The organism is Rubrivivax albus (assembly GCF_004016515.1).
Lineage (GTDB): Bacteria > Pseudomonadota > Gammaproteobacteria > Burkholderiales > Burkholderiaceae_C > Rubrivivax > Rubrivivax albus.
On the sequence record NZ_SACT01000010.1, the window covers coordinates 158,366 to 181,608 of the forward strand.

Annotated in this window: 16 protein-coding genes; 6 read left to right on the plus strand and 10 right to left on the minus strand. The window is 70.8% G+C overall.

Going from position 1 to position 23,243, the window contains the following annotated elements:
* Position 1: 1 nt before the first annotated feature.
* The 3 genes from lpdA to aceE are packed head-to-tail and all read right to left on the minus strand — an operon-like array spanning position 2 to position 6,171.
* Complete coding sequence (gene lpdA / locus ENE75_RS22610; RefSeq protein WP_128200950.1) at positions 2-1,777, minus strand: dihydrolipoyl dehydrogenase; 1,776 nt, start codon at positions 1,775-1,777, stop codon at positions 2-4.
* A 16-nt stretch (positions 1,778-1,793) separates the two neighbouring features.
* Positions 1,794-3,437 (minus strand): dihydrolipoyllysine-residue acetyltransferase, encoded by a 1,644-nt coding sequence (gene aceF / locus ENE75_RS22615; protein WP_128200952.1) that lies wholly within the window; start codon positions 3,435-3,437, stop codon positions 1,794-1,796.
* A gap of 28 nt (positions 3,438-3,465) precedes the next feature.
* The gene (gene aceE / locus ENE75_RS22620) at positions 3,466-6,171 is read right to left on the minus strand and encodes a pyruvate dehydrogenase (acetyl-transferring), homodimeric type (protein WP_128200953.1); all 2,706 of its coding nucleotides are present in this window, start codon (positions 6,169-6,171) and stop codon (positions 3,466-3,468) included.
* A gap of 126 nt (positions 6,172-6,297) precedes the next feature.
* On the opposite strand from aceE, the gene ENE75_RS22625 reads away from it, so the two are divergent.
* The 5 genes from ENE75_RS22625 (at position 6,298) to ENE75_RS22645 (ending at position 13,122) form a co-directional block, all read left to right on the plus strand.
* Complete coding sequence (locus ENE75_RS22625; protein ID WP_128200955.1) at positions 6,298-8,862, plus strand: PAS domain-containing sensor histidine kinase; 2,565 nt, start codon at positions 6,298-6,300, stop codon at positions 8,860-8,862.
* The gene (locus ENE75_RS22630; RefSeq protein WP_128200957.1) at positions 8,863-9,486 is read left to right on the plus strand and encodes a response regulator transcription factor; all 624 of its coding nucleotides are present in this window, start codon (positions 8,863-8,865) and stop codon (positions 9,484-9,486) included.
* Between the two features lie 67 nt (positions 9,487-9,553).
* Positions 9,554-10,393, plus strand: coding sequence for a bifunctional methylenetetrahydrofolate dehydrogenase/methenyltetrahydrofolate cyclohydrolase FolD (folD, locus tag ENE75_RS22635; protein ID WP_128200959.1), 840 nt, complete (start codon positions 9,554-9,556; stop codon positions 10,391-10,393).
* Positions 10,394-10,410: 17 nt separating this feature from the next.
* Positions 10,411-12,474 (plus strand): M3 family metallopeptidase, encoded by a 2,064-nt coding sequence (locus tag ENE75_RS22640; protein WP_128200961.1) that lies wholly within the window; start codon positions 10,411-10,413, stop codon positions 12,472-12,474.
* Positions 12,475-12,483: 9 nt separating this feature from the next.
* Positions 12,484-13,122, plus strand: a complete 639-nt coding sequence (locus tag ENE75_RS22645) for a glutaredoxin domain-containing protein (protein ID WP_128200963.1) — start codon at positions 12,484-12,486, stop codon at positions 13,120-13,122.
* Between the two features lie 15 nt (positions 13,123-13,137).
* Here the strand turns inward: ENE75_RS22645 and ENE75_RS22650 are convergent, their stop codons facing one another.
* From ENE75_RS22650 to ENE75_RS22660, 3 genes are all read right to left on the minus strand, one after another.
* Positions 13,138-14,331, minus strand: coding sequence for an MFS transporter (locus ENE75_RS22650; RefSeq protein ID WP_233259223.1), 1,194 nt, complete (start codon positions 14,329-14,331; stop codon positions 13,138-13,140).
* A gap of 10 nt (positions 14,332-14,341) precedes the next feature.
* Positions 14,342-15,778: a DNA recombination protein RmuC gene (locus ENE75_RS22655; RefSeq protein WP_128200964.1), complete on the minus strand. Its 1,437-nt coding sequence runs from the start codon at positions 15,776-15,778 to the stop codon at positions 14,342-14,344.
* Positions 15,779-15,919: 141 nt separating this feature from the next.
* On the minus strand, positions 15,920-17,284 hold the full coding sequence (locus ENE75_RS22660) for a chloride channel protein (protein ID WP_375138505.1): 1,365 nt from the start codon (positions 17,282-17,284) through the stop codon (positions 15,920-15,922).
* Positions 17,285-17,373: 89 nt separating this feature from the next.
* On the opposite strand from ENE75_RS22660, the gene ENE75_RS22665 reads away from it, so the two are divergent.
* Entirely contained in the window at positions 17,374-17,871 is a 498-nt protein-coding gene (locus ENE75_RS22665) for a MarR family winged helix-turn-helix transcriptional regulator (protein ID WP_128200966.1), read from the plus strand.
* 1 nt (position 17,872) lies between these two features.
* Here ENE75_RS22665 and ENE75_RS22670 read toward each other — a convergent pair whose 3' ends face one another.
* Genes ENE75_RS22670 through ENE75_RS22685 form a run of 4 tightly spaced genes read right to left on the minus strand, consistent with a single transcriptional unit; the run spans position 17,873 to position 23,242 of the window.
* The gene (locus ENE75_RS22670) at positions 17,873-18,862 is read right to left on the minus strand and encodes a 2-hydroxyacid dehydrogenase (RefSeq protein WP_128200968.1); all 990 of its coding nucleotides are present in this window, start codon (positions 18,860-18,862) and stop codon (positions 17,873-17,875) included.
* Positions 18,859-19,557, minus strand: coding sequence for a nitroreductase (locus ENE75_RS22675; protein ID WP_128200970.1), 699 nt, complete (start codon positions 19,555-19,557; stop codon positions 18,859-18,861). Before ENE75_RS22675 ends, ENE75_RS22670 begins: the two co-directional genes overlap by 4 nt.
* A complete protein-coding gene (locus tag ENE75_RS22680; protein WP_199232392.1) occupies positions 19,554-20,573 on the minus strand; it encodes a histone deacetylase family protein in 1,020 nt (339 codons plus the stop codon). The genes ENE75_RS22675 and ENE75_RS22680 overlap by 4 nt, the downstream gene beginning before the upstream one ends.
* A complete protein-coding gene (locus tag ENE75_RS22685; protein ID WP_128200972.1) occupies positions 20,570-23,242 on the minus strand; it encodes an FAD-dependent oxidoreductase in 2,673 nt (890 codons plus the stop codon). Before ENE75_RS22685 ends, ENE75_RS22680 begins: the two co-directional genes overlap by 4 nt.
* Position 23,243 lies beyond the last annotated feature (1 nt).

Sequence of the window (23,243 nt, forward strand, 5' to 3'; positions counted from 1 at the left end):
GCTAGCGGCGCGCCGGTGGCAGGTCGGTGCAGCTGCCGTGAGCCACTTCCGCGGCCATGCCGATGCTCTCGCCCAGCGTCGGGTGCGGGTGGATGGTCTTGCCGATGTCCACCGCGTCGGCGCCCATCTCGATGGCCAGGGCGATCTCGCCGATCATGTCGCCCGCGTGAGTGCCAACGATGCCACCGCCGACGATGCGGTGCGTCTCCTCGTCGAAGAGCAGCTTGGTGAAGCCCTCGTCGCGCCCGTTGGCGATGGCGCGGCCGCTGGCCGTCCACGGGAACAGGCCCTTCTTGACCTTCACGCCCTTGGCCTTGGCCTCGTCCTCGGTCAGGCCCACCCAGGCCACTTCGGGGTCGGTGTAGGCCACGCTGGGGATCACGCGCGCGTCGAAGGCCGACTTCTGCCCCGCGGCCACTTCCGCCGCCACGTGCGCCTCGTGCACCGCCTTGTGCGCCAGCATGGGCTGGCCGACGATGTCGCCGATGGCGTAGATGTGCGGCACGTTGGTACGCATCTGCGCATCCACCGGGATGAAGCCGCGGTCGCTGACGGCGACACCGGCCTTGTCGGCGCCGATCTTGCGGCCGTTGGGGCTGCGGCCCACGGCCTGCAGCACCAGGTCGTAGACGCCTTCGCTCTTCGTGCCGTCCAGGCCCTCGAACATCACACGGATGCCGTCGGCCGCGGCTTGCGCCGCCACGGTCTTGGTCTTCAGCATGATGTTGTCGAAGCGGTGGGCGTTCATCTTCTGCCAGACCTTGACCAGGTCGCGGTCGGCGCCCTGCATCAGGCCGTCGAGCATCTCCACCACGTCCAGGCGCGCGCCCAGCGTGCTGTAGACGGTGCCCATCTCCAGGCCGATGATGCCGCCGCCGATGACCAGCATCTTCTTCGGTGCCTGGCGCAGCTGCAGCGCACCGGTGCTGTCGACGATGCGCGGGTCGTCCGGCAGAAACGGCAGGCGCACGGCCTGCGAGCCGGCGGCGATGATGCAGTTCGCGAACCGGATCGTCTTCTTGCCGCCGGTCTTGTCCTGGCCGTCGCCGGTGGTCTCCTCGACATGCACGTGGTGCGGGTCGAGGAAACTGCCGTAGCCGCGCACCACCGTGACCTTGCGCATCTTGGCCATCGCCGCCAGGCCGCCGGTGAGCTTGCCCACCACCTTGTTCTTGTGCGCAAGCAGCTTGCCCAGGTCCACCTGTGGCTCGGCGAAGGTGACGCCCAGGTCGGCAAAGTGCTTGACCTCGTCCATCACCGCGGCCACGTGCAGCAGCGCCTTGCTGGGGATGCAGCCCACGTTCAGGCACACGCCACCCAGGCTGGCGTAGCGCTCGACCAGCACGACCTTCATGCCGAGGTCGGCGGCGCGGAAGGCGGCGGAGTACCCCCCGGGGCCGGCGCCGAGCACGAGCATGTCGCACTCCAGATCCGCACCACCCGCGTGGGATGCTGTGGCCGGCGCCACCACGGCCGGTGCGGGCGCCGGCACTGCCGAGGCAGGTGCCGGCGCTGGTGACGAAGCGGCTGCCGCCGCGTCTGCGGCCTCCAGCACCAGGATCACCGAGCCTTCGCTGACCTTGTCGCCCAGCGCCACCTTGAGTTCCTTCACCACGCCGGCGTGCGAAGACGGGATCTCCATCGACGCCTTGTCGCTCTCAACGGTGATCAGGCTCTGCTCGGCCTTGACGGTGTCGCCGGGTTTGACCAGCAACTCGATGATGGCCACTTCCTTGAAGTCGCCGATGTCGGGCACCTTGATGTCGACCATGCTCATGCCGTGCTCCTCCGCTTCACAGCGCGATGCGGCGGAAGTCCGCCAGCAGCTGCGCGAAGTACACGTTGAAGCGGGCCGCAGCCGCGCCGTCGATCACGCGGTGGTCCCAGCTCAGGCTCAGCGGCAGGATCAGGCGCGGCGCGAAGGCACCTCCATTCAGATTCGCGTCCCAGCGCGGCTCGATCGTGCTGCGGCACACGCCCATGATGGCCACCTCGGGCGCATTGATGATGGGCGTGAAGTACCGCCCGCCGATGCCGCCCAGGCTGCTGATGCTGAAGCAGCCGCCGCTCATGTCGGCCGGGCCCAGCTTGCCGTCGCGCGCCTTCTTGGCCAGCTCGCTCATCTCCTGGCTGATCTGCAGGATGCCCTTCCTGTCGGCGTCCTTGATCACCGGCACCACCAGACCGTTGGGCGTGTCGGCGGCAAAGCCGATGTGGAAGTAGTTCTTGAGCACCAGCGCGTCGCCGTCGAGGCTGGCGTTGAACTCCGGGAACTTCTTCAGCGCCGCCACCGCGGCCTTGATCATGAAGGCCAGCATCGTGACCTTGATGCCGCTCTTCTCGTTCTCCTTGTTGAGCTGGACGCGGAAGGCTTCCAGTTCCGTGATGTCGGCATCGTCGTGGTTGGTGACGTGCGGGATCACGACCCAGTTGCGGTGCAGGTTGGCGCCGCTGATCTTCTTGATGCGGCTGAGCTCCTTGCGCTCGACGGGGCCGAACTTGGCGAAGTCCACCTGCGGCCAGGGCAGCAGGCCGGGAAAGGCACCGCCCGCCGCAGCTGGCGCGGCGGCCGCGGACTTCTGCGCCGCGCCGGCGATCACGCCCTTGACGTAGCGCTGCACGTCCTCCTGCGTGATGCGGCCCTTGGGCCCGCTGCCGGCCACGTCGGCCAGCGGCACGCCGAGTTCACGGGCGAAGCGGCGCACCGAAGGTGACGCGTGCGGCAGCTTGCCGGCGGGGGTGGCGACCGCGGGCGCCGCGGCTGCCGGGGCGGTTGCCTGCAGCGCAGGCGCCGGGGCAGCCGCGGCAGGTGCGGCAGGCGCTGAGGCCGGCGCGGCCACGGGCGCTGCAGCGGCCGCCGAGCCACCAGACGCTTCCAGCACCAGGATCACCGAACCTTCGCCGACCTTGTCGCCCAGCGCAACCTTCAGTTCCTTCACCACGCCGGCGTGCGAAGACGGGATCTCCATCGACGCCTTGTCGCTTTCCACCGTGATCAGGCTCTGTTCGGCCTTGACGGTGTCGCCCGGCTTGACCATCACCTCGATGACGGCCACCTCCTTGAAGTCGCCAATGTCGGGCACGCGGACCTCGACGCTGCCGCCAGCGGCGGCGGGTGTAGCAACGGTCGCTGCAGGCGCCGGCGCAGGTGCAGGTTGAGCCGCGGGGGCCGCCGGCGCCGCCGGTGCGGTGCCGGCGTCGGCGGTCTCGAGCATCAGCACCACACTGCCCTCGCCCACCTTGTCGCCCAACGCCACGCGCAGTTCCTTCACCGTGCCGGCGTGGGACGACGGGATCTCCATCGACGCCTTGTCGCTCTCCACCGTGATCAGGCTCTGCTCGGCCTGCACCGTGTCGCCGGGCTTGACCAGCAGCTCGATGACGGCCACTTCCTTGAAGTCCCCGATGTCCGGGACCTTGATTTCCACCAATGCCATGGGATCTCGTCTCCGTTGTCGTTGGGCTTCAGGCGTACAGCGGGTTCACGCGGTCGACCGACAGGCCGTACTTCGCGATCGCCTCGGCCACCTTGGCGGCCGGCACCGTGCCCTCGTCGGCCAGCGCCTTCAACGCGGCCACGACGATGTAGTGGCGGTTGATCTCGAAGTGCTCGCGCAGCCGGCTGCGGAAGTCGCTGCGGCCGAAGCCGTCGGTGCCCAGCACCTTGTAGGCCCGGCCCTTGGGGATGAAGGCCCGGATCTGCTCGGCGTAGTTCTTGATGTAGTCGGTGCTGGCGATCACCGGCCCGGCGTGTGCGCCGAGCTGCTGCGTCACGTAGGGCACGCGCGCCTCGGCCGTGGGGTGCAGCAGGTTCCAGCGCTCGCAGTCCTGGCCGTCGCGCGCCAGCTCGTTGAAGCTGGGGCAGCTCCAGACGTTGGCGGCCACGCCCCAGTCGGCCTCCAGCAGCTGGCGCGCGGCCATGCTCTCGCGCAGGATGGTGCCGCTGCCCAGCAGGTTGACGCGCGGCGTCTTCTTCGCGCCTTCCTCCAGCAGGTACATGCCCTTGATGATCTGCTCCTCGGTGCCGGGCTTCAGGCCGGGCATCGGGTAGTTCTCGTTGAGCAGGGTCAGGTAGTAGAAGACGTTGTCCTGCTGCTCCACCATGCGCTTCAAGCCATGGTGGATGATCACGCCCACCTCGTGTGCGAAGGTCGGGTCGTAGCTGATGCAGTTGGGGATCGTGCCGGCCAGGATGTGGCTGTGGCCGTCCTCGTGCTGCAGGCCCTCGCCGTTGAGCGTGGTGCGGCCGCTGGTGCCGCCGAGCAGGAAGCCCCGCGCCTGCATGTCGCCGGCGGCCCAGGCCAGGTCGCCGATGCGCTGGAAGCCGAACATCGAGTAGTAGATGTAGAAGGGGATCATCACGCGGTTGTTCGTCGAGTACGACGTCGCTGCGGCGATCCAACTGGCCATGCCGCCCGCCTCGTTGATGCCTTCCTGCAGGATCTGGCCGGCCTTGTCCTCCTTGTAGTACATGACCTGGTCCTTGTCGACCGGCGTGTACTTCTGCCCCTCGGGGTTGTAGATGCCGATCTGGCGGAACAGGCCTTCCATGCCGAAGGTGCGCGCCTCGTCGACCAAGATGGGCACCGTGCGCGGGCCCAGGTCCTTGTCGCGCAGCAGCTGGGTCAGGAAGCGCACGTAGGCCTGCGTGGTGCTGATCTCGCGGCCCTCGGCCGTGGGTTCCAGCACCGCCTTGAAGGTCTCCAGCGGCGGCACGGTGAACTGCTCGTCGGCCTTCGGGCGGCGCTTGGGCAGGTAGCCGCCCAGGGCCTGGCGGCGCTCGTGCAGGTACTTCATCTCCGGCGTGTCGTCGGCCGGCTTGTAGAACGGGATCTTCGGCAGCTCGCTGTCGGGGATCGGGATGTTGAAGCGGTCGCGGAAGTAGCGGATGTCCTCGTCGGTCAGCTTCTTGGTCTGGTGCGCCGTGTTCTTGCCCTCGCCGGCGCGGCCCATGCCCCAGCCCTTGACGGTCTTGACCAGCAGCACCGTGGGCTGGCCCTGGTGGCTGTTGGCCTGGTGGAAAGCCGCGTAGACCTTGGCCGCGTCGTGGCCGCCGCGACGCAGCGCCCAGACCTGCTCGTCGGTCATCTTCGACACCATCTCCAGCGTGCGCGGGTCGCGGCCGAAGAAGTTCTTGCGGACGAAGGCGCCGTCGTTGGCCTTGAAGGCCTGGTAGTCGCCGTCCAGCGTGTCCAGCATGATCTTGCGCAGCGCGCCGTCCTTGTCCTTGGCCAGCAGCGGGTCCCAGTTGCTGCCCCAGATCAGCTTGAGCACGTTCCAGCCCGAGCCGCGGAACTCGCCCTCGAGCTCCTGGATGATCTTGCCGTTGCCGCGCACCGGGCCGTCCAGCCGCTGCAGGTTGCAGTTGATGACGAACACCAGGTTGTCCAGCTTTTCGCGCGCGGCCAGGCCGATCGCGCCCAGGCTCTCGGGCTCGTCCATCTCGCCGTCGCCGCAGAAGACCCAGACCTTTCGCTTGGACGTGTCGGCGATGCCGCGCGCATGCAGGTACTTCAGGAAGCGCGCCTGGTAGATGGCCATCAGCGGGCCCAGGCCCATGCTGACGGTCGGGAACTGCCAGAACTCCGGCATCAACTTCGGGTGCGGGTAGCTCGACAGGCCCTTGCCACCCACCTCCTGGCGGAAGTTCAGCAGCTGCTCCTCGCTGATGCGGCCTTCCAGGAAGGCGCGGGCGTAGATGCCGGGCGCGCTGTGGCCCTGGATGTAGAGCAGGTCGCCGCCGTGCACGCCGTCGTCGGCATGCCAGAAGTGGTTGAAGCCGGCGGCAAACATGTGCGCCAGGCTCTGGAAGCTGCTGATGTGGCCACCGAGGTCGCCACCGTCCTCCGGGTGCAGCCGGTTGGCCTTGACCACCATGGCCATGGCGTTCCAGCGCATGTAGGCCCGCAGCCGGCCTTCGAGCTCCAGATTGCCCGGGCTCTTGGCCTCGTCTTCCGGCTCGATGGTGTTGACATAACCGGTGGTCGCCGAGAACGGCATGTCGATGCCGCGCTCACGCGCCTCTTCCAACAGCTGCTCGAGGATGTAGTGCCCGCGTTCACGGCCTTCCGTCTCGATCAGCGCGCCGAGTGCATCCAGCCATTCGCGGGTTTCCTGGGCATCGGCATCGGGGGCGGCCAGCGCGTTCAGCGGGCTCGGCACAGCGGACATCGTTGTCTCCTTGATGGTTGAAGTGCGCTGGGGCGGCAGTGTGGCACAAAGTTCTGGAATTTCAAATAGTGCCTATGCATTTCACATTATGAATGGCGAACCGGTTCGCCCCGCGATAATCGATCGATGACCCCGGCCCCTCGCCCACCTTCGGGCTCGCCACCGACGCGGCACCCCGCCTCCGGCCTGCAACGCCTGCTGGGCCGCTGGTGGCGCCGCCAGTCGCCGTCGCGGCAGGACCGATTCGTCACCGTGGCACCGCTGGTGTCGGTGCTGCTGTTCCTCGCGGCCATCATCTCGGCGTTCTGGTACCTGCGCAACGAGGAATTCGAGCGGGAGGCCGAATCGGTCAAGCGTGACGTGGAGGTCATCCAGCAGCAGCTGGGCCTGCGCCTGATCCAGAACCAGGAGCAGCTGGTGCGGCTGGCCGGCGGGCTGTCGGCCCGGCCCATCGCCGGCGAGGCCCTGCTGCCGGTGATCGAGACCTTCGCCCGCGACCGGCCCGAGATCACGCACATGGCCTGGTACGACGTGCGCCGCCGGCCACTGGCCATCCACTGGTCGCCGTTGCACCATGGTGCGCTGCCGCCCGACGAGGAATCCTCGCGCACCTCGCGGCCGATCGAAGGGGCGCCCAGCGCGGCCGAAGGCGCCTTCCGCACCGCGCGCCAACGCCTGCAGCCCACCTACTCGACGATCTTCGCCGACAGCACCGGTGCCGCAGTGTTCCAGCTGCACGTGCCGCTGGTCGACGGCTCGGTCTTCGCCGGCGCACTGGTGGTGGAGTACGCGGTCGACGCGCTGCTGCGCTACGAGGTGCCAGCCGATGTGTCGGCCCGCCACCGCATCAGCATCGTCGACCTGGCCGGGCGCACGCATGCGAGCACCGTCACGGCCATGCCAGGAGCGGCCACCCGCCCCGCCACCATCGTGCAGGACCTGCCGCTGGTCCCGGCGCTCAACGGCCTGCTGCTGCGCGCCGAGGGCTACCGCACATCCATCGGCCTGATCGGCAACACGCTGTTCTGGATGGTGGTGGCGCTGTCGGTGCTGACGGTGTGGATGCTGCTGGGCAGCTGGCGCCACATGCGGCGGCGTGCGCAGATCCAGCGCGAGCTGGTGCAGGAGACCAACTTCCGCCGCGCGATGGAGAACTCCATGCCCACGGGCATGCGCGCCATGGACCTGGAAGGCCGCATCAGCTACGTCAACGCCGCCTTCTGCAACATGGTGGGCTTCGGCGAGGCGGAACTCATCGGCCGCACGCCGCCCTTCCCCTACTGGCCACCCGACCGCATCGAGGAGAACGCGCGCCTGCTGCAACAGGAACTGCAGGGCCGCAGCCCGGCCGGCGGGATCGAAGTGCGGGTGATGCGCAAGGACGGCACGCAGTTCGACGCCCGCATGTACATCTCGCCCCTGGTGGACCCCAAGGGCCAGCAGACCGGCTGGATGACCAGCGTGACCAACATCACCGAGGCCAAGCGCATCCGCGATCAGCTCTCGGCCAGCCACGAGCGCTTCACCACCGTGCTCGAGGGGCTGGACGCCTCGGTGTCGGTGCTGTCGGTGCAGCAGCGCGAACTGCTGTTCGTCAACCGCTCCTACCGCCTGTGGTTCGGCAGCGACCCGCGTGGCCATGCGCTGCTGGCCGGCGGCGTGGCCGACGACGAACCCGTCACCAGCGACGACTACGACGAACTCTCCGGCCTGCCGGCACAGGAACTCACCGAAGCCGGCATCCACCCGCGGGAGGTCTTCGTCGAGACGCTGCAGAAGTGGTTCGACGTGCGCGCGCGCTACCTGCAGTGGACCGATGGCCGCCTGGCGCAGATGATCATCGCCACCGACATCACCGCCCGCGTGCGCGCCGAGGAGATCGCCGACGCGCAGGCGGAGAAGGCGCAGGTCACGAGCCGGCTGGTCACGATGGGCGAGATGGCCAGTTCGGTGGCGCACGAACTCAACCAGCCGCTGACCGCGATCACCAACTACTGCAACGGCATGGTCTCGCGCGTGAAGGCCGGCAGCATCGGCACCGACGACCTCATCGCCGCGCTGCAGAAGACGGCAAAGCAGGCCCAGCGCGCCGGCCAGATCATCCACCGCATCCGCGCCTTCGTGAAGCGCAGCGAGCCGCAGCGGCAGCCGGCACAGGCCAGCAAGATGGTGGAGGACGCGGTGGAGCTGGCCAACATCGAACTGCGCCGGCGCAACGTGGCCATCCGCGTCTACGTGGCGCAGCGCCTGCCCGACCTGATGGTCGACCCCATCCTCATCGAGCAGGTGCTGCTGAACCTGCTGAAGAACGCCGCCGAGGCGATCGACGGCGCGCAGATGCCGCCGGCGCGCCGTCACATCGAGCTGCGCGTGGTGCCGCGCCACACACCCGAGGAAGGCGGCGTCATAGAGTTCAGCGTCACCGACCAGGGCCCCGGCCTGCCGCCGGAGGTGTCGCAGCGGCTGTACGAGGCCTTCTTCTCCACCAAGCCCGAGGGCCTGGGCATTGGCCTGGGCCTGTGCCGCACCATCGTCGAGTCCCACCGCGGCCGGATGCGTGCGGAGAACCTCTACAATGGCGATCAGGTCGCCGGGTGCCGTTTTTCGTTCACGCTGCCGGTGGAACTGGCGGCCCGCGCCGCCGACGCCGCCGATGCGGGCGTTGCCTCCAACCCCACCGTGACCTCCTGAATGAGCCTGATCCCCAAGAAAGGCACCGTCTACGTCGTCGACGACGACGAGGCCGTGCGCGATTCGCTGCAGTGGCTGCTCGAAGGCAAGGACTACCGCGTCAAGTGCTTCGACTCCTCTGAATCGTTCCTCGCGCGCTTCGACCCGCGCGAAGTGGCCTGCCTGATCGCCGACATCCGCATGGACGGGATGAGCGGCCTGGAACTGCAGGACCGCCTGCTCGAACGCAAGAGCCCGCTGCCCGTGGTCTTCATCACCGGCCACGGCGACGTGCCGATGGCGGTGACGACGATGAAGAAGGGCGCGATGGACTTCATCGAGAAGCCCTTCAAGGAAGAGGAACTGCTGTCGCTGGTCGAGCGCATGCTGGAACAGGCCCGCACCGCGTTCAGCGCCCACCAGGAGCAGGCCAGCCGCGACGCGCTGCTGTCGCGCCTGACCACGCGCGAAGGCCAGGTGCTCGAGCGCATCGTCGCCGGCCGGCTGAACAAGCAGATCGCCGACGACCTGGGCATCAGCATCAAGACGGTGGAGGCGCACCGCGCCAACATCATGGAGAAGCTCAACGCCAACACCGTGGCCGACCTGCTGAAGATCGCGCTGGGGGCCCAGAGCAAGGCCTGAGCGCCACGCCCGCACCGAAGGCCGCTTGATTCCAGGCGGCCTTCTTGTTTCAGCGAAGGAGATTCCGATGAGCGCCCAACTGATCGACGGCAATGCCCTGGCCGCCCGCATCCGTGCCCAGGTGGCCGAGAAGGTGAAGACGCTTGCGGCGCCCCCGGGCTTGGCGGTGATCCTCGTCGGTGACGACCCGGCCTCGCAGGTGTACGTGAAGCACAAGGTGGCCGACTGCGAGGGCGTGGGCATGCGCTCGCTGCTCGAGCGCCACCCGGCCACGCTGAGCGAGGCCGATCTGCTGGCGCGCATCGCGGCACTGAACGCCGACCCGGCGGTGCACGGCATCCTGGTGCAGCTGCCGCTGCCACGGCACATCGACGCGCAGCGGGTGATCGAGACCATCGCGCCGGCCAAGGATGTCGACGGCTTCCACGTCGCATCCGCCGGCGCGCTGATGGTGGGCCGCCCGGGCTTCCGACCCTGCACGCCCTATGGCTGCATGAAGATGCTGGAATCCATCGGTTGTGATCCGCGCGGCAAGCATGCCGTGGTCATCGGGCGCAGCAACATCGTCGGCAAGCCCATGGCCATGCTGCTGCTGCAGGCCAGCGCCACCGTCACCGTGTGCCACAGCGCAACCCCGGACCTTGGCCACTTCACACGCCAGGCCGACATCGTCGTCGCCGCGGTCGGCAAGCGCAACGTGCTCACACACGACATGGTCAAGCCCGGTGCCGTGGTCATCGACGTGGGCATGAACCGCAACTCCGAGGGCAAGCTCTGCGGCGACGTCGACTTCGACAACGTGCGCCAGGTCGCCGGCTGGATCACCCCGGTGCCCGGCGGCGTGGGCCCGATGACCCGTGCCATGCTGCTCGTCAACACGCTGGAGGCGGCAGGGTCCGGGCTGTGACCTTGAGCCAGGCTCCGTTGAACCCGCTGCTCGACGAGCGCGACCTGCCGCGCTTCGACGCCATCGAGGCGTCGCATGTCACGCCTGCGCTGGACGTGCTGCTGGCCGAGGCCGAGACGGCCCTCGCGGCCGCGGGCTCGCCCGATGTGCCCGCCGGGGCCGACGCGCTCGCGCGCGTGCTCGATGCGCCGGTGGAACGTCTGCGCCGCGTCTGGGGCCATGTCGGCCACCTGCACGCCGTGGTGGACACGCCCGCCCTGCGCGCTGCCTACGGTGACAACCTGGCCCGCGTCACCGACTTCTTCACGCGGCTGGCGGCCGACCGACCGCTCTACGCCAAGACCCGAGCCATCGCCGACGCGCCCGACTTCGCCGCGCTGCCCGCCGTCCGCCGCAAGGCGGTGGCCGATGCGCTGCGCGACTTCGAGCTGGGCGGCGCCGCGCTGGAGGGTCCGGCGCGCGAGCGTTTCGCCGCCATCGAGGCGCGCCTGGCCGAACTGTCGCAGCGCTATGGCGAACACGTGCTCGACGCCACCGACGCCTGGCACCTGGACGTGCCGGTCTCCCGCCTCGCCGGCCTGCCGGCCGACGTGGTGCAGGCCGCGCGCGGCGCGGCGGCCGACGCCGGCGTCCAGGAAGCCGACCTGGCGCGCCTGACACTGCACGCGCCCTGTCGACTGCCGCTGCTGGCCACGGCCGACGACCGCGCGCTGCGCGAGACGGTCTACCGCGCCCACGGGCGGCTGGCCAGCGACCTCGGCCCCGCCGAACAGGACAACGGCCCGCTGATGCGGGAGATCCTGGCCCTGCGCCACGACCAGGCCACGCTGCTGGGCCGCCCGCACTTTGCCGCGCTGTCGCTCGTGCCCAAGATGGCCGGCAGCATGGAAGAGGTGCTGGACTTCCTTCGCGACCTCGCCCGCCGTGCCCGCCCCTTTGCGGAACAGGAACTCGCCGACCTGCAGGCCCATGCCAGGACCCTGGGCCTGGACGCATTGCAGCCCTGGGACCGGGCCTATGTCGGCGAAAAGCTCAAGCATCGTCGCCACGGCATCGACGACGAGATGCTGCGCCCCTGGTTCCCGCTGCCGCAGGTGTTGCGTGGTCTCTTCGAGCTCATCGAGCAGGTGCTGGGCGTGCGCATCGAGGTTGCCGATGCGCCCGCCTGGCACGCGGATGTCACCCACCACCGGGTGCTGCAAGGCGAGGTCGAGATCGGACGCTTCTGGCTCGACCCGTACGCCCGTCCCGGCAAGCAGAGCGGCGCCTGGATGGACGAGGTGCGCACGCGGTGGCAACGGCCCGACGGCCGCGTCCAACGGCCACAGGCCCACCTGGTCTGCAACTTCGCGCCGCCGGTCGGCGGCCGGCCGTCGCTGCTCACGCACGACGAGGTGATCACGCTGTTCCACGAGTTCGGCCACGGCCTGCACCACCTGCTGACCGAGGTGGACGAACTCTCGCTGTCGGGCATCTGCGGCGTCGAGTGGGACGCCGCCGAACTGCCCAGCCAGTTCATGGAGAACTTCGCGTGGGAATGGCCGGTGCTGCAGCGGCTCACGGCCCAGGTGGACACCGGCGCACCGTTGCCGCGCGACCTGTTCGACCGCCTGACGGCGGCCCGCCACTTCGGTGCCGGCCTGCGCATGCTGCGCGGGGTGGAGTACGGGCTGTTCGACATGCGGCTGCATGCCGAGCCCGGCGCCGGCGAGCGCGTGCTGGCGCTGGCGCGCGAGGTCGAGGCCGAGGTCTCGCTGCTGCGCCGGCCGGACGACGACCGCTGGCCGCACGCCTTCCTGCATGTCTTCGATGGTGGGTATGCCGCCGGGTACTACGGCTACCACTGGGCCGAGGTGCTGTCGGCCGACGCCTTTGCGGCGTTCGAGGAGGCCGGGCTGTTCGATGCGGCCACCGGTGCGCGCTGGCGCCGCGAGGTGCTGGGCACCGGCGGCAGCCGCCCGGCCCAGGACAGCTTCCAGGCCTTCCGGGGCCGGCCGGCACGGTTGGAGGCGTTGCTCCGGCACCAAGGGCTGGTGCACAAAGGCGCTTTTGGCGTTGAGGCTGGGGCCACCACGCGTTAGATTCCACGCATGCGCACGCTGCACGCCCTGTCGGTCCTCTCCGCGGCCCTCCTGCTGGCCGGCGCCGGCCCGGCGGCGGCGCAGTACAAGGTCGTCGGCCCTGATGGCCGCGTCACCTACACCGACCGACCACCCGCCGACGGCAGCGTGCGCGTCACCGAGATCGGCCGGCGCGCCCCGGTGGCCGAGCCGGCTGCGGGCAGCGCCCTGCCTGCCGACCTGCAGCGCACCGCAGCACGCTTCCCGGTCACGCTGTTCACGGCCGAGAACTGCCCGCCCTGCGACAGCGGGCGCGACCTGCTCAAGCAGCGCGGCGTGCCCTACACCGAGCGCCAGATCGTCAGCAACGACGACGTGGCCGCGCTGGAGCGCACCATTGGCGGGCGCACCGTGCCCTCGCTCACCGTGGGTGGGCAGGCGCTGCGCGGTTTCTCCGCCGGCGACTGGACGTCCTACCTCGACGCCGCCGGCTACCCGCGCGAATCGCGCCTGCCGCGCACCTGGGCACCGCCGGCCCCCACGCCGCTGGTGGCCCGGGCCCCCCTGCCCGCGCCCGCGCCGAACGCGCCGCCCGTGCCACCGCCGGCACCGGCCACGCCCGTAGACGCCGAGACCGGCCCCGAAGGCACGACCGGCATCCGGTTCTGACGGCTGGCGCGGCGCTCAGGCCCGCAACCGCCGGGCCAGCCAGGCGCCCGAGCCCACCAGGGCACCCACGATCCAGAACATCGACGCCGCGCCGATGGCCGCACCGGCAGCGCCGAAGAGCAGCGGCATCACGGTGCTGGAACCGTTGATCGTCATGGAGCGAAAGGCCAGCGCCTGGCCGTGCCGGTCCTCCGGCGTCAGGTGGTGCAGCACCGTCATCAGCATCGGCTGCACGCAGCCCAGGGTGACCCCCAGCGCCACGGCGCAGGCGCCCATCAGCCAGGGCTGGGTCACTAGCGGGTAGACGGCGAAGATCAGCGCCGTGCCGAGCATGGCGCCGGCCACCACCCGCGCCGGCTGCAGGTGGCGCGCGAGCAGCGGGATCAGCACGCGCACGCCGGTGACCGACAGCGTGAAGCTGCCCAGCACGAGACCGATGGTGGTGGCGCTGAAGCCCCGCTCGTGGCCGAGGATGGGCACGGCGAAGCTGTGCACGTCCCAGCACATCGACAGCAGCCAGTTCACCGCCAGCAGGCGCTTCATGCCCGGCAGGGCGAACAGCTCGCCCAGGGGTGCGCTGCCCCCGTCGCGAGCCCGGCCGGGTGCTGCCGCCACCGGAACGGCGCGTGCAGCCAGCAGGCTGGCCAGCGGCAGCACCAGCAGCGCCGCATAGGCCACTCCGAAACCGGCAGCGTCGATCAGCAGGCCGACCGTCACCGGGCCGATGACGTTGGCCAGCGACGGCGCGATGCCCAGCCAGCTGAACACGCGCACGCGCTCCACCGGGTCACGCGCGGTCAGGCCACCGGTGCGCTGCACCGCGATCAGCCCAATGTTGGCCCCGGCACCGGCCGCCACCGCCCCTGCGGCCAGCAATGCTCCCGCAGGCCAGCCCTGGAACGCGGCGGACACGGCCGCCAGCAGCAGGCCCGCGCAGCACAGACCGCCGGCGATGTGCACCGGGCGGTGGAAGCCCCACCGGTCGGCCAGGCGCCCGGCTGTCATGGCCAGCAGCACCGGGGCGGCGGCGAACAACGCCAGCAGCACGCCCACGCGCCACGGCGTGGCGCCGCGCGCCAGCGCGTCCAGCGGTGCGGCCATGCGCAGGCCGGTCATGGCCGCGTGCAGGCCCACCTGGCTAGCCACCAGTGCCGCGAGCAGACGGCCAAAGCCTGGCGATGGCCCGCCCGAGACAGCGTCGGCGCTCAAGCGGGTGCGCTCACTCGACGGCGGTCTCGTCGATGGCGGCGTCGTCCGCCAGCGCGGCGCCTCCGGGCAGCAACTGGCTCGCGCGGGCGTCGGGCAAGGCCTCCACGCCGCGCAGCTGGCGCGCCATCGCGCGTGTGCGCACCTCGGCCGCCTCGATGGTGTTCCCCGCTTCCTGCAGCTTCTTGCGCGTCTTGGCCAGCACGTCGCCGAACTTGCCGAACTCGGTCTTCACCGCCCCCAGGACCTCCCAGACCTCGGCCGAGCGCTTCTCCAGCGCCAGCGTGCGGAAGCCCATCTGCAGGCTGTTGAGCGTGGCCAGCAGCGTGGTCGGCCCGGCCAGCATCACCTTGTGCTCGCGCTGCAGGCCCTCCACCAGCCCCGGGCGGCGCAGCGCCTCGGCGTACAGGCCCTCGGTCGGCACGAAGAGGATGGCGAAGTCGGTGGTGTGCGGCGGGCCCACGTACTTCTCGCGGATCGTCTTCGCCTCCAGCCGCAGCTGGGTCTCGATGCCCTTGGCGGCGGCCTCCGCACCGGCAGCATCGGCGCGCTCGTGGGCATCGAGCAGGCGTTCGTAGTCCTCGCGCGGGAACTTGGCGTCGATGGGCAGCCACAGCGGCGCGCCGTCCGCGCGCTGGCCCGGCAACTTGATCGCGAACTCCACGTAGGCCTGGCTGCCCGGCAGCGTGGCCACGTTGCGCGCGTACTGGTCGGGCGTGAACACCTGTTCCAGCAGGCCGGCCAGCTGCACCTCGCCAAACACGCCGCGCGTCTTCACGTTGGTCAGCACGCGGTTGAGCGCGCCCACGTCGCGCGCCAGCGTCTGCATCTCGCCCAGACCTCGGTGCACCTGCTCCAGGCGCTCGGCCACCTGCTTGAAGCTCTCGCCCAGACGCTGCTCCAGCGTGGCGTGCAGCTTCTCGTCCACCGTGGCACGCATCTGTTCGAGCTTGGCCTCGTTGCCCTCCTGCAGCCGCGCCAGGCGCTGCTCCATGGCCTCGGCCAGGCGGCGCAGCGCAGCGTCCTGGGCCTCGCGGGCCGCCTGGGCCTGCTGCACGAGGGTGCTCTGCAACTGCCGCTGCTGGTCGCCCAGCGCGGTCTGCTGCGCACGCTGCTGCTCGGTCAGCGTGGCCTGCAGCGCCTGGGCCTGCTGGGTCAGCGTGCTCTGGGTGGCCGCCAGCTGCACGCGGAAGGCGTCGATCTGCTCGTTCTGCGTGCGCGCCACGTCGCCGGACTGCGCCAGCAGCATCTGCTGGAAGGTGGCCAGGTCCCCGCGCGTGGCCTGCGACTGACGGCCCAGCTCGTCGCGCAGGTCGCGTTCGAGCTGGTCGATCTGGGCCGGCGTGCGGTCGTCGCGCCCCCGCAGCACGAGCCAGACCAGCACCAGCAGGTTCAGCACGGCCAGGGCGGCCAGCGCCACCAGCCAGGGATCGAAAGCCGGGTCCGTCATGCCGCGATTGTCTCAGCGCACCGACGATGACCCTGCGCGGCGTGAAATTTCACGCCACGATCGCATTTGATCAAATACACTGCAGGTGCCTCGAACACCCCGCGTGGGCGAGGCGGACAGAAGCGACCTTTGCGGAGCCCTCTACCTTGTGTGGTGGGCTCCCTTTTTTTCGGGCTCCAGCGGCACGCCCAGACGCAGCAGCTGCAGCCGCGCCAGCGCCGGGTACAGCGGCGCACTGATCAGCCGAGAGATGCCGCTGGCGATGAGGGCGCAGGCCATCAGGCTCAGCACCATGGAATGGCCGTTGATCATCTCCATCACGATGATGAAGGCGGTCAACGGCGCCTGCGTCACCGCGGCCAGGAAACCGGCCATGCCCAGCGCGATCAGTGCGGGCCGCTCTGCGAAGCCGATCAGTGCTGCCACATCGCTGCCGATGCCGGCCCCCACGGCCAGCGACGGCGCGAACACACCGGCTGGCACGCCGGTCCACGTGGTCAGCCACGTGGCGATCAGCTTCAGCGGCGTGTAAAGCAACTCGCCGGTGCGCTCGCCTTCGAGCAGGACCTTGGTCTGTTCGTAGCCGCTGCCGAAGGTGGCACCTTGTGTGACCACGCCGATCACCGCCACCAGCAGCGCGCAGCCGGCGGCAAAGCGCACGGGCGCGCGGGCCCGCTGGCGGCTGAAGATGTCCTTGCCACCGGCCAGCGACACGATCAGCAGGCGCGAGAACAGGCCACCGGCCAGCCCGCAGACCACCGCGATCAGCAGCCCCGGCCCGAACAGCGACCAGCCCAGCTGCGGCACCAGGATGCGGCCGAAGTAGCTGTTGTTGCCGTAGATCGACACCGCCATCAGACCGGCCAGCACGATGGCCGAGATCAACAGCGCGCTGCTGCGCTGTTCCCGGCGGTGCCAGAGCTCCTCGATGGCGAACATGACCCCACCCAGCGGCGTGTTGAAGGCCGCCGCGATGCCAGCGGCGCCCCCGGCCATCAGCAGGCCGTGCTCGCTGATGGTGTGCCGGTCGGGCAGCCAGCGGCGGGCGCTGTGCATCACGCCGGCGGCAATCTGCACCGACGGCCCTTCGCGTCCCAGCGACAGGCCGGCCAGCAGCCCCCCGGAGGTCAGCACCACCTTGCCGATGGCCAGCTTCATCGACACGTACAGGCCGCGCTTGCCGGCCGGTGTGGTGTCCTCCATCGCGGCCACCACCTGCGGGATGCCCGAACCGGCCGCGCCGGGCAGGAAGCGGCGCGTCAGCCACACGATGACGGCGGTGGCCAGCGGCATCCACAGCAGTGGCGCCCACCAGGCGGCCTGCTCGATGCGCTGGAACTGGTGAAAGGCCATCTCCGCCAGCCAGGTGAACCCGGCCACCACCAGGCCCGCTGCGGCGGCGAAGGCGAGCACGACACCGCGGGTGATCCACGGGCGCCATTCGGTCAGTTCGCCGCGCAGGCGGGCCCGCCAGTCGGGATGGTGCAGGGGTTGGTGCAGGCTCAACGTCGAAACTCCTCGGGCTCAAGCGGCGCAGGCCCACGTCGACGGTCGCCGGCCCTGGCCGGGGGCAGGACGCCCACTATCATCGCCGCATGTCCGACACGCCCTCGCCCACCGACAGCACCCAGCCGGCCCAAGCGCCGGCGCGCGTGCTCAGGCGCTTCCGCCAGGTGTTCACCGCCACGCGCAACCACTACCAGCAGGTGGAGAAGCACGTCGGCATCGGTGGTGCCCAGGTCTGGGCGCTGGGCATCATCGGCGCACAGCCCGGCATCGGCGTGGGCGGGCTGGCGCGCACCATGCACATCCACCAGTCCACGGCCAGCAACCTGGTGCGCGCGCTGGTCGACCGTGAGCTGGTGTCCACCGCGCGCGAAGGCGCCGACCGCCGCGCCGTCCAGCTTCGGCTGCTGCCCGCGGGCACGGACCTGCTGGCCAAGGCGCCCGGGCCCTACACCGGGCTGTTGGTGCAGGCGCTGGACCGCCTGGACGATGCGACACTGGCTCGGCTCGAGGCCGACCTGACCCAGCTGGCGCAGGCGATGGGCATCGGCGAGGACGCGCCGGCCCTGCCGATCGCACAGCTGTAGTTCAGACACCCGTCAAGGGCAGCACGCCCGGGTTCACCGGCGTCGGCGGCGTGCCGCCGGTCAGGGCCGCGATCAGGTTGTCCGCGGCCAGCTCGGCCATCGCACGGCGTGTGCGATGGGTGGCGCTGGCGATGTGCGGTGTGAGCACCACGTTGGGCACGGTGAGCAGGTCCGGGTGCACCGCCGGCTCGCCCTCGAACACGTCCAGGCCGGCCGCTGCGATGCGCCGCTCGCGCAGCGCCGCGGCCAGCGCCGCGTCGTCGACGATGCCGCCCCGTGCGATGTTGGTCAGCGTGGCGGTGGGCTTCATCTGCGCCAGTTCGGCCGCACCGATGGCGTGGTGGCTGGCGGCCGAATACGGCAGCACCAGTACCAGGTGGTCGGCCTGTCGAAGCAGCGTGGCCTTGTCGACCCAGATGGCGCCCAGCGGCGCTTCCTGCGCGGCCGGCAGGCGGCTGCGGTTGTGATACAGGACCTTCATGCCGAAGCCCAGTGCGCCACGCCGCGCGATGGCCTGGCCGATGCGGCCCATGCCCAGGATGCCCAACGTGCTGCCGTGCACCTCGGCGCCGGCAAACATGTCGTAGGACCACTTGGTCCAGCGGCCGGCGCGCAGGTAATGCTCGCTCTCGGCCATGCGGCGCGCGGTGGCCATCATCAGCGCAAAGCCGAAGTCCGCGGTGGTCTCGGTCAGCACGTCGGGCGTGTTGGTGGCCAGCACGCCGCGGGCGTCGAAGGCGGCGATGTCCAGGTTGTTGTAACCCACCGCCATGTTGGCCACCACGCGCAGCTGCGGGTGAGCGTCGAGCACCGCGGCGTCGATGCGCTCGCTGCCGGTGGTCAGGGCGCCGAGCTTGCCCTTCAGCCGGGCCGACAACTCCGCGGGCGTGTACACGGTGTCGTCGGGATTGGCCTCGACGACGAAGTGTTCACGCAGGCGCGCCAGCGTCTCCGGGTAGATCGCCCGCGCGACCAGGACCGACGGCGTCATGTCAGGAACCGGGTGAAGCCGGCCACCGGCTCGCGGTCGGTGACCAGAGTGTTCTCCACCGCGGCCGGGTCGGCATGGCCGAGCGACATGCCGCAGACCACCATCTCCGCATCCGGCAGCTGCAGCTGGGTCGCGATGATGCGGTGCCACTGGGTGAACGCGGCCTGCGGGCAGGTGTCCAGCCCACGGGCCCGGGCGGCGACCATGATGTTCTGCAGGAACATGCCGTAGTCCAGCCAGCTGCCCTGCTGCATCACGCGGTCGATGGTGAAGATCAGGCCCACCGGCGCGCCGAAGAAGTCGTAGTTGCGGCCGTGCTGGGCATGCATGCGGGCCTTGTCGGTCTTGGCGATGCCCAGCAGTCCGTAGAGGTCCCAGCCCACCTTGCGCCGGCGGTCGATGTAGGGCGACTGCCACTCGGTGGGGTAGTAGGCGTACTCCTCGCTGTGCGCCGCGCGCTGCACCGGGTCGTCGTACGCCGCCTGGATGGCGGCGGACAGCCGTGCCTTGGCGTCGCCGGTGAGCACCGTGACCTTCCAGGGCTGGGTGTTGGTGCCCGACGGTGCGCGTGCGGCGACGGTGAGGATCTGCTCGATCGTCTCGCGTGCCACCGGCGTGGGCAGGAAGGCGCGGATGGACCGGCGCGAGGTGATCGCCGCATCGACGGCGGCGATCGTCTCCGGGGTGAAGCTCATGCGCCTGATTGTTCCATCGAATGTTGGCCCGAATGCTTCGCAGTTCCCACAATGCCACCCGAATCCGCGCTGGCCTCGGCGCGACGCGCCTGCCAGCTCTGCAGCGCGAGGGCCAGCGTGCACTGCTGGATCGCCACCGTGGTGGCCAGGTCGCGCCCGTAGCCGCCGGCCATGCTCACGGCCACCGGGATGCCGCGCGTGGCCAGCGCGTCGAACACCCGCCGGTCCCGTTCGGCCAGACCGTCGGCGCTCAGCTTGAGCCGACCCAGGCGGTCGTTCTCGTGCGGGTCGGCACCGGCCAGGTAGAAGGCCAGGCCGGGCGGCGCGTCGGCGGTGCGCGCCCAGGCATGGTCCAGCGCCTCGTCCAGCGCTGTCAGGTACTCGGCGTCGCCGCAGCCGTCCGGCAGGGCCACGTCCAGGTCGCTCGCCTCCTTGCGGTGCGGGAAGTTCTTCTCGCCATGCAGCGACAGCGTGAAGACGCTGGGGTCATCGGCAAAGATGGCGGCCGTGCCGTTGCCCTGGTGCACGTCCAGGTCGATGACGATCACGCGCAGCATGCGCTGCAGGTGCCGGTGCCGGCGGTGCCATTCCGCCTGCATCAGCCGCGCGGCCACGGCCACGTCGTTGAAGACGCAGTAGCCCGAACCCTTGTGCGCATAGGCGTGGTGGGTGCCGCCGGCCAGGTTGGCCGCCACGCCCTCTCCGGCCAGCGCCGCGCGCGCAGCGGCGATGGTGGCGCCCACCGAGCGCCGCGCGCGCTCGGCCACGCGTTGCGACCACGGGAAGCCGATCTCGCGCTGCTCGGCATCGGACGTCAGCCCCTCGGCCACCGCCTGGATCCAGCGCGGCGTGTGCGCCAGCGCCAGTTCACCGTCGCTGGCCGGCGGCGCCTCGGTGACGCGGATGGCGGGCAGCTCGCGCTCCACCGCCTCGCGCAGCAGGCGGTACTTGCTCATCGGGAAGGTGTGCCCCGGCGGCAGCGGGAGCACGAAGGCGTCGGCGTGGTAGGCGATCACGCGCCCGACGATGCCACGAAGGCCTGCAGCGCGTCGGGCTCGGGTTTCTGCAGCAGCTTGGTGAAGGCCTTGGCGCTGCCCGGTGGCCCCACCCACAGGCCGCCCGCCAGCGCCCCGCCGCGCAGGATCAGCTGCCACCAGGCCAGGTCGTCGGCGCGCGCGTGGTGCACCGTGTCGCCGGGCTTCGGCGCCACGTCGCCCCAGCTGCGCAGGTCGATGCCGTCGCACTTGAGCTGCAGCACGATGCGCGGCGGCTGATACGACGCGCCGTCACCCCACAGCGCACCGACGGCCGCGGCCGCCTGCGCCGCGCCCACGGGCCACAGGCCGCCCGGCTGGCCCGGCAGTTCCGCCACGTCGCCGATGGCCTGGATCAGCGGGTCGCTGGTGCGCATCGCGGCGTCGACCACGATGCCGCGGTTGACGTTCAACCCGGCAGCCTGCGCCAGGTGCACGTTGGGCTGGATGCCCAGGCAGGCGACGAAGAGGTCGGCGCGCACGCGCGGGCCGTGGGCCAGCCAGGCATGCGTCAGCAGCGGCTCGCCGTCGTAGCGGGCCACCGACATGCGCGTGCCCACCTGGATGCCGATGCTCTCCAGGTAGTGCGCCAGCCGCGCCGCGCCAGGCGCGTCGAGCTGCGCGTTCATCAGCCGGTCGGCGCGCTGAAGCAGCGTCACCTTCAGGCCCAGGTGGTGCAGCGCGTCGGCGGCCTCCACGCCCAGCACGCCGCCGCCCACCACCAGCGCACGCCGGCTGCCATGCTGCTTGACCCAGGCGCGGATCTGCTGCGCGTCGTCGGCGCTGCGCAGCACGAAGGCGTTGGGATGGGTCAGGAACCGGTCGTCCGGCGGCGCCGAGCGCGCACCGGTGGCCAGGATCAGCCGGTCGTAGCGCAGCCACTCGCCGGTGTTCAGGCCCACGCGGCGGTTCTCGCGGTCCAGGCGCACGGCCACGGCGCCGCGGTGCACCGTCACGTCGCGCCCCGTGGCCCAGTCGTCGGGAACGAGGCGCAACGCCTGCAACGCGCCTGCGGTGTCGTCGTCGTAGACCAGGCGGCCGATGCCCATGCGGTTGTAGAACGGCACCGGCTCGTTGCCGACGAGGGTGATGCGCAGACTGCCGCTGTCGCGGCGCAGCGCCTCGGCCGCGCTCATGCCGGCCACCCCGTCGCCGACGATGACCACGCGGCCGATGCCCGCGGCCTGCGCCTTGTCCACCTGGGGCCGGCGCAGCACGCTCACCGGCGCCTCGCCCGCGCGCGGGTCACGGTCGATCACCACCGGCCCGCGCACCGTGCACATGCAGGCCAGCCGCGCCCGGCCCTCCAGCCCCAGGCGCTGCAGCGTGGCGAGCTCGTCGTCGTCGGGCGGCGAGAGATGCTCGCCACCGTCGCACACGGCCACCGGGTCGGCGCCGCAGACCCCGGCCCGGCAGCCATAGGCGATCTTCAGGCCGGCGTGCTCGATGGCCTCCAGCAGGGTCTGCTCCGGCGCCACTTGGAAGGCGATGCCGGTGGCGCGGTCGGTGACCTCGGGCTGCCCCGCCTGGCCCGCCAGCCGGTCCTTCAACGCCCGGCCGCCGCCGATCTGGGTGCGGGTCTCGTCGGCGTGCGTCGGCGCCGCCGCCGGCTTCTTCGCGCGTGCGGCCTGGGCCTCGCGGTAATGGCGCTCGGCGCGCAGGCCGCCGACCGCCAGCGCGCCGGCCAGCACGACGCCCAGCCCTTGCGCCGCGTCGCGCAGGACCCCAAGGGGCTCGGCCCCCGCCAGCCAGGCCAGCGTGTCGACGATCACCGGCCCGGCGAAGGCATAGAACACCGCCAGCGCCACCGCACCGAAGGCCATCGAGATGCGGTAGGGCGTGGTCGGCACGAAGGCCACGGCCAGCGCATAGGCCCCGGCCGACGCCGCCGCGCCGGCGGCCAGCGCCAGGCCATTGGCCGCCGCCGTGGCCTGGGCGCCGGCACCGCCCAGGAAGTAGCCGAGGATCAGCCCCGGCATCAGGCCGATGAACAGCCGCCGCTGGCCGGCCCAGCGCGGGTCGTCGTCGTAGACGTCGCTGAACACGGCGGCGCGCGGGTTGAAGTCGTAGCAGTTCTTCTGGCAGCCCAGACAGGGCTCGCAGAAGCCATTGCGCACCACCACCAGCGGCGCCTGGCCGTAGTCGCGCTGGATCGGCCCCAGCGGACAGAACGTGCCGCACCAGCCGCTGCGGCCCTTGAACCACCAGCCGCCCGCCAGCGCCAGGACGAGCACAGCGCCGAGCACGGCGGCCAGCGCCGCGCCGTCGTGGTTGAGCAGCGGCGCCCGCAGTGCGACGGCACCGACGAACAGGACCAGCGCCACCGAGAAGGCCCAGGTCTTCGCCACGGCCGGCAGGTCGCGCCCGCGCGAGACGCCGGCCTGGCGCGGGATCTGGTTGAGCGTGGCCATCGGGCAGACCTGGCGCCACAGGCCCGGCGCCACGACCAGCAGCGCCGGCAGCACCGGCACCGCCAAGCCCCAGAACAGCCGCAGGCCCAGGGTGGGCGCCCAGATCAGCCCGCCGATCAAGGCCAGCACCGTCAGCAGCACCACCACCCGCAGGGCCCACCAGACCGCCACCGGCACACGCGCTGGCCGCTGCGTGTAGTTGGCAAAGAAGTTCAGCGGGGCGGGGCTGGCCACCGGCATG

What these genes read in the sequence shown, in the direction of transcription:
- lpdA (WP_128200950.1), bottom strand. Translation starts at nt 1,777, where the DNA reads ATGAGCATGGTCGACATCAAGGTGCCCGACATCGGCGACTTCAAGGAA.
- aceF (WP_128200952.1), bottom strand. Translation starts at nt 3,437, where the DNA reads ATGGCATTGGTGGAAATCAAGGTCCCGGACATCGGGGACTTCAAGGAA.
- aceE (WP_128200953.1), bottom strand. Translation starts at nt 6,171, where the DNA reads ATGTCCGCTGTGCCGAGCCCGCTGAACGCGCTGGCCGCCCCCGATGCC.
- ENE75_RS22625 (WP_128200955.1), top strand. Translation starts at nt 6,298, where the DNA reads ATGACCCCGGCCCCTCGCCCACCTTCGGGCTCGCCACCGACGCGGCAC.
- ENE75_RS22630 (WP_128200957.1), top strand. Translation starts at nt 8,863, where the DNA reads ATGAGCCTGATCCCCAAGAAAGGCACCGTCTACGTCGTCGACGACGAC.
- folD (WP_128200959.1), top strand. Translation starts at nt 9,554, where the DNA reads ATGAGCGCCCAACTGATCGACGGCAATGCCCTGGCCGCCCGCATCCGT.
- ENE75_RS22645 (WP_128200963.1), top strand. Translation starts at nt 12,484, where the DNA reads ATGCGCACGCTGCACGCCCTGTCGGTCCTCTCCGCGGCCCTCCTGCTG.
- ENE75_RS22655 (WP_128200964.1), bottom strand. Translation starts at nt 15,778, where the DNA reads ATGACGGACCCGGCTTTCGATCCCTGGCTGGTGGCGCTGGCCGCCCTG.
- ENE75_RS22665 (WP_128200966.1), top strand. Translation starts at nt 17,374, where the DNA reads ATGTCCGACACGCCCTCGCCCACCGACAGCACCCAGCCGGCCCAAGCG.
- ENE75_RS22670 (WP_128200968.1), bottom strand. Translation starts at nt 18,862, where the DNA reads ATGACGCCGTCGGTCCTGGTCGCGCGGGCGATCTACCCGGAGACGCTG.
- ENE75_RS22675 (WP_128200970.1), bottom strand. Translation starts at nt 19,557, where the DNA reads ATGAGCTTCACCCCGGAGACGATCGCCGCCGTCGATGCGGCGATCACC.
- ENE75_RS22685 (WP_128200972.1), bottom strand. Translation starts at nt 23,242, where the DNA reads ATGCCGGTGGCCAGCCCCGCCCCGCTGAACTTCTTTGCCAACTACACG.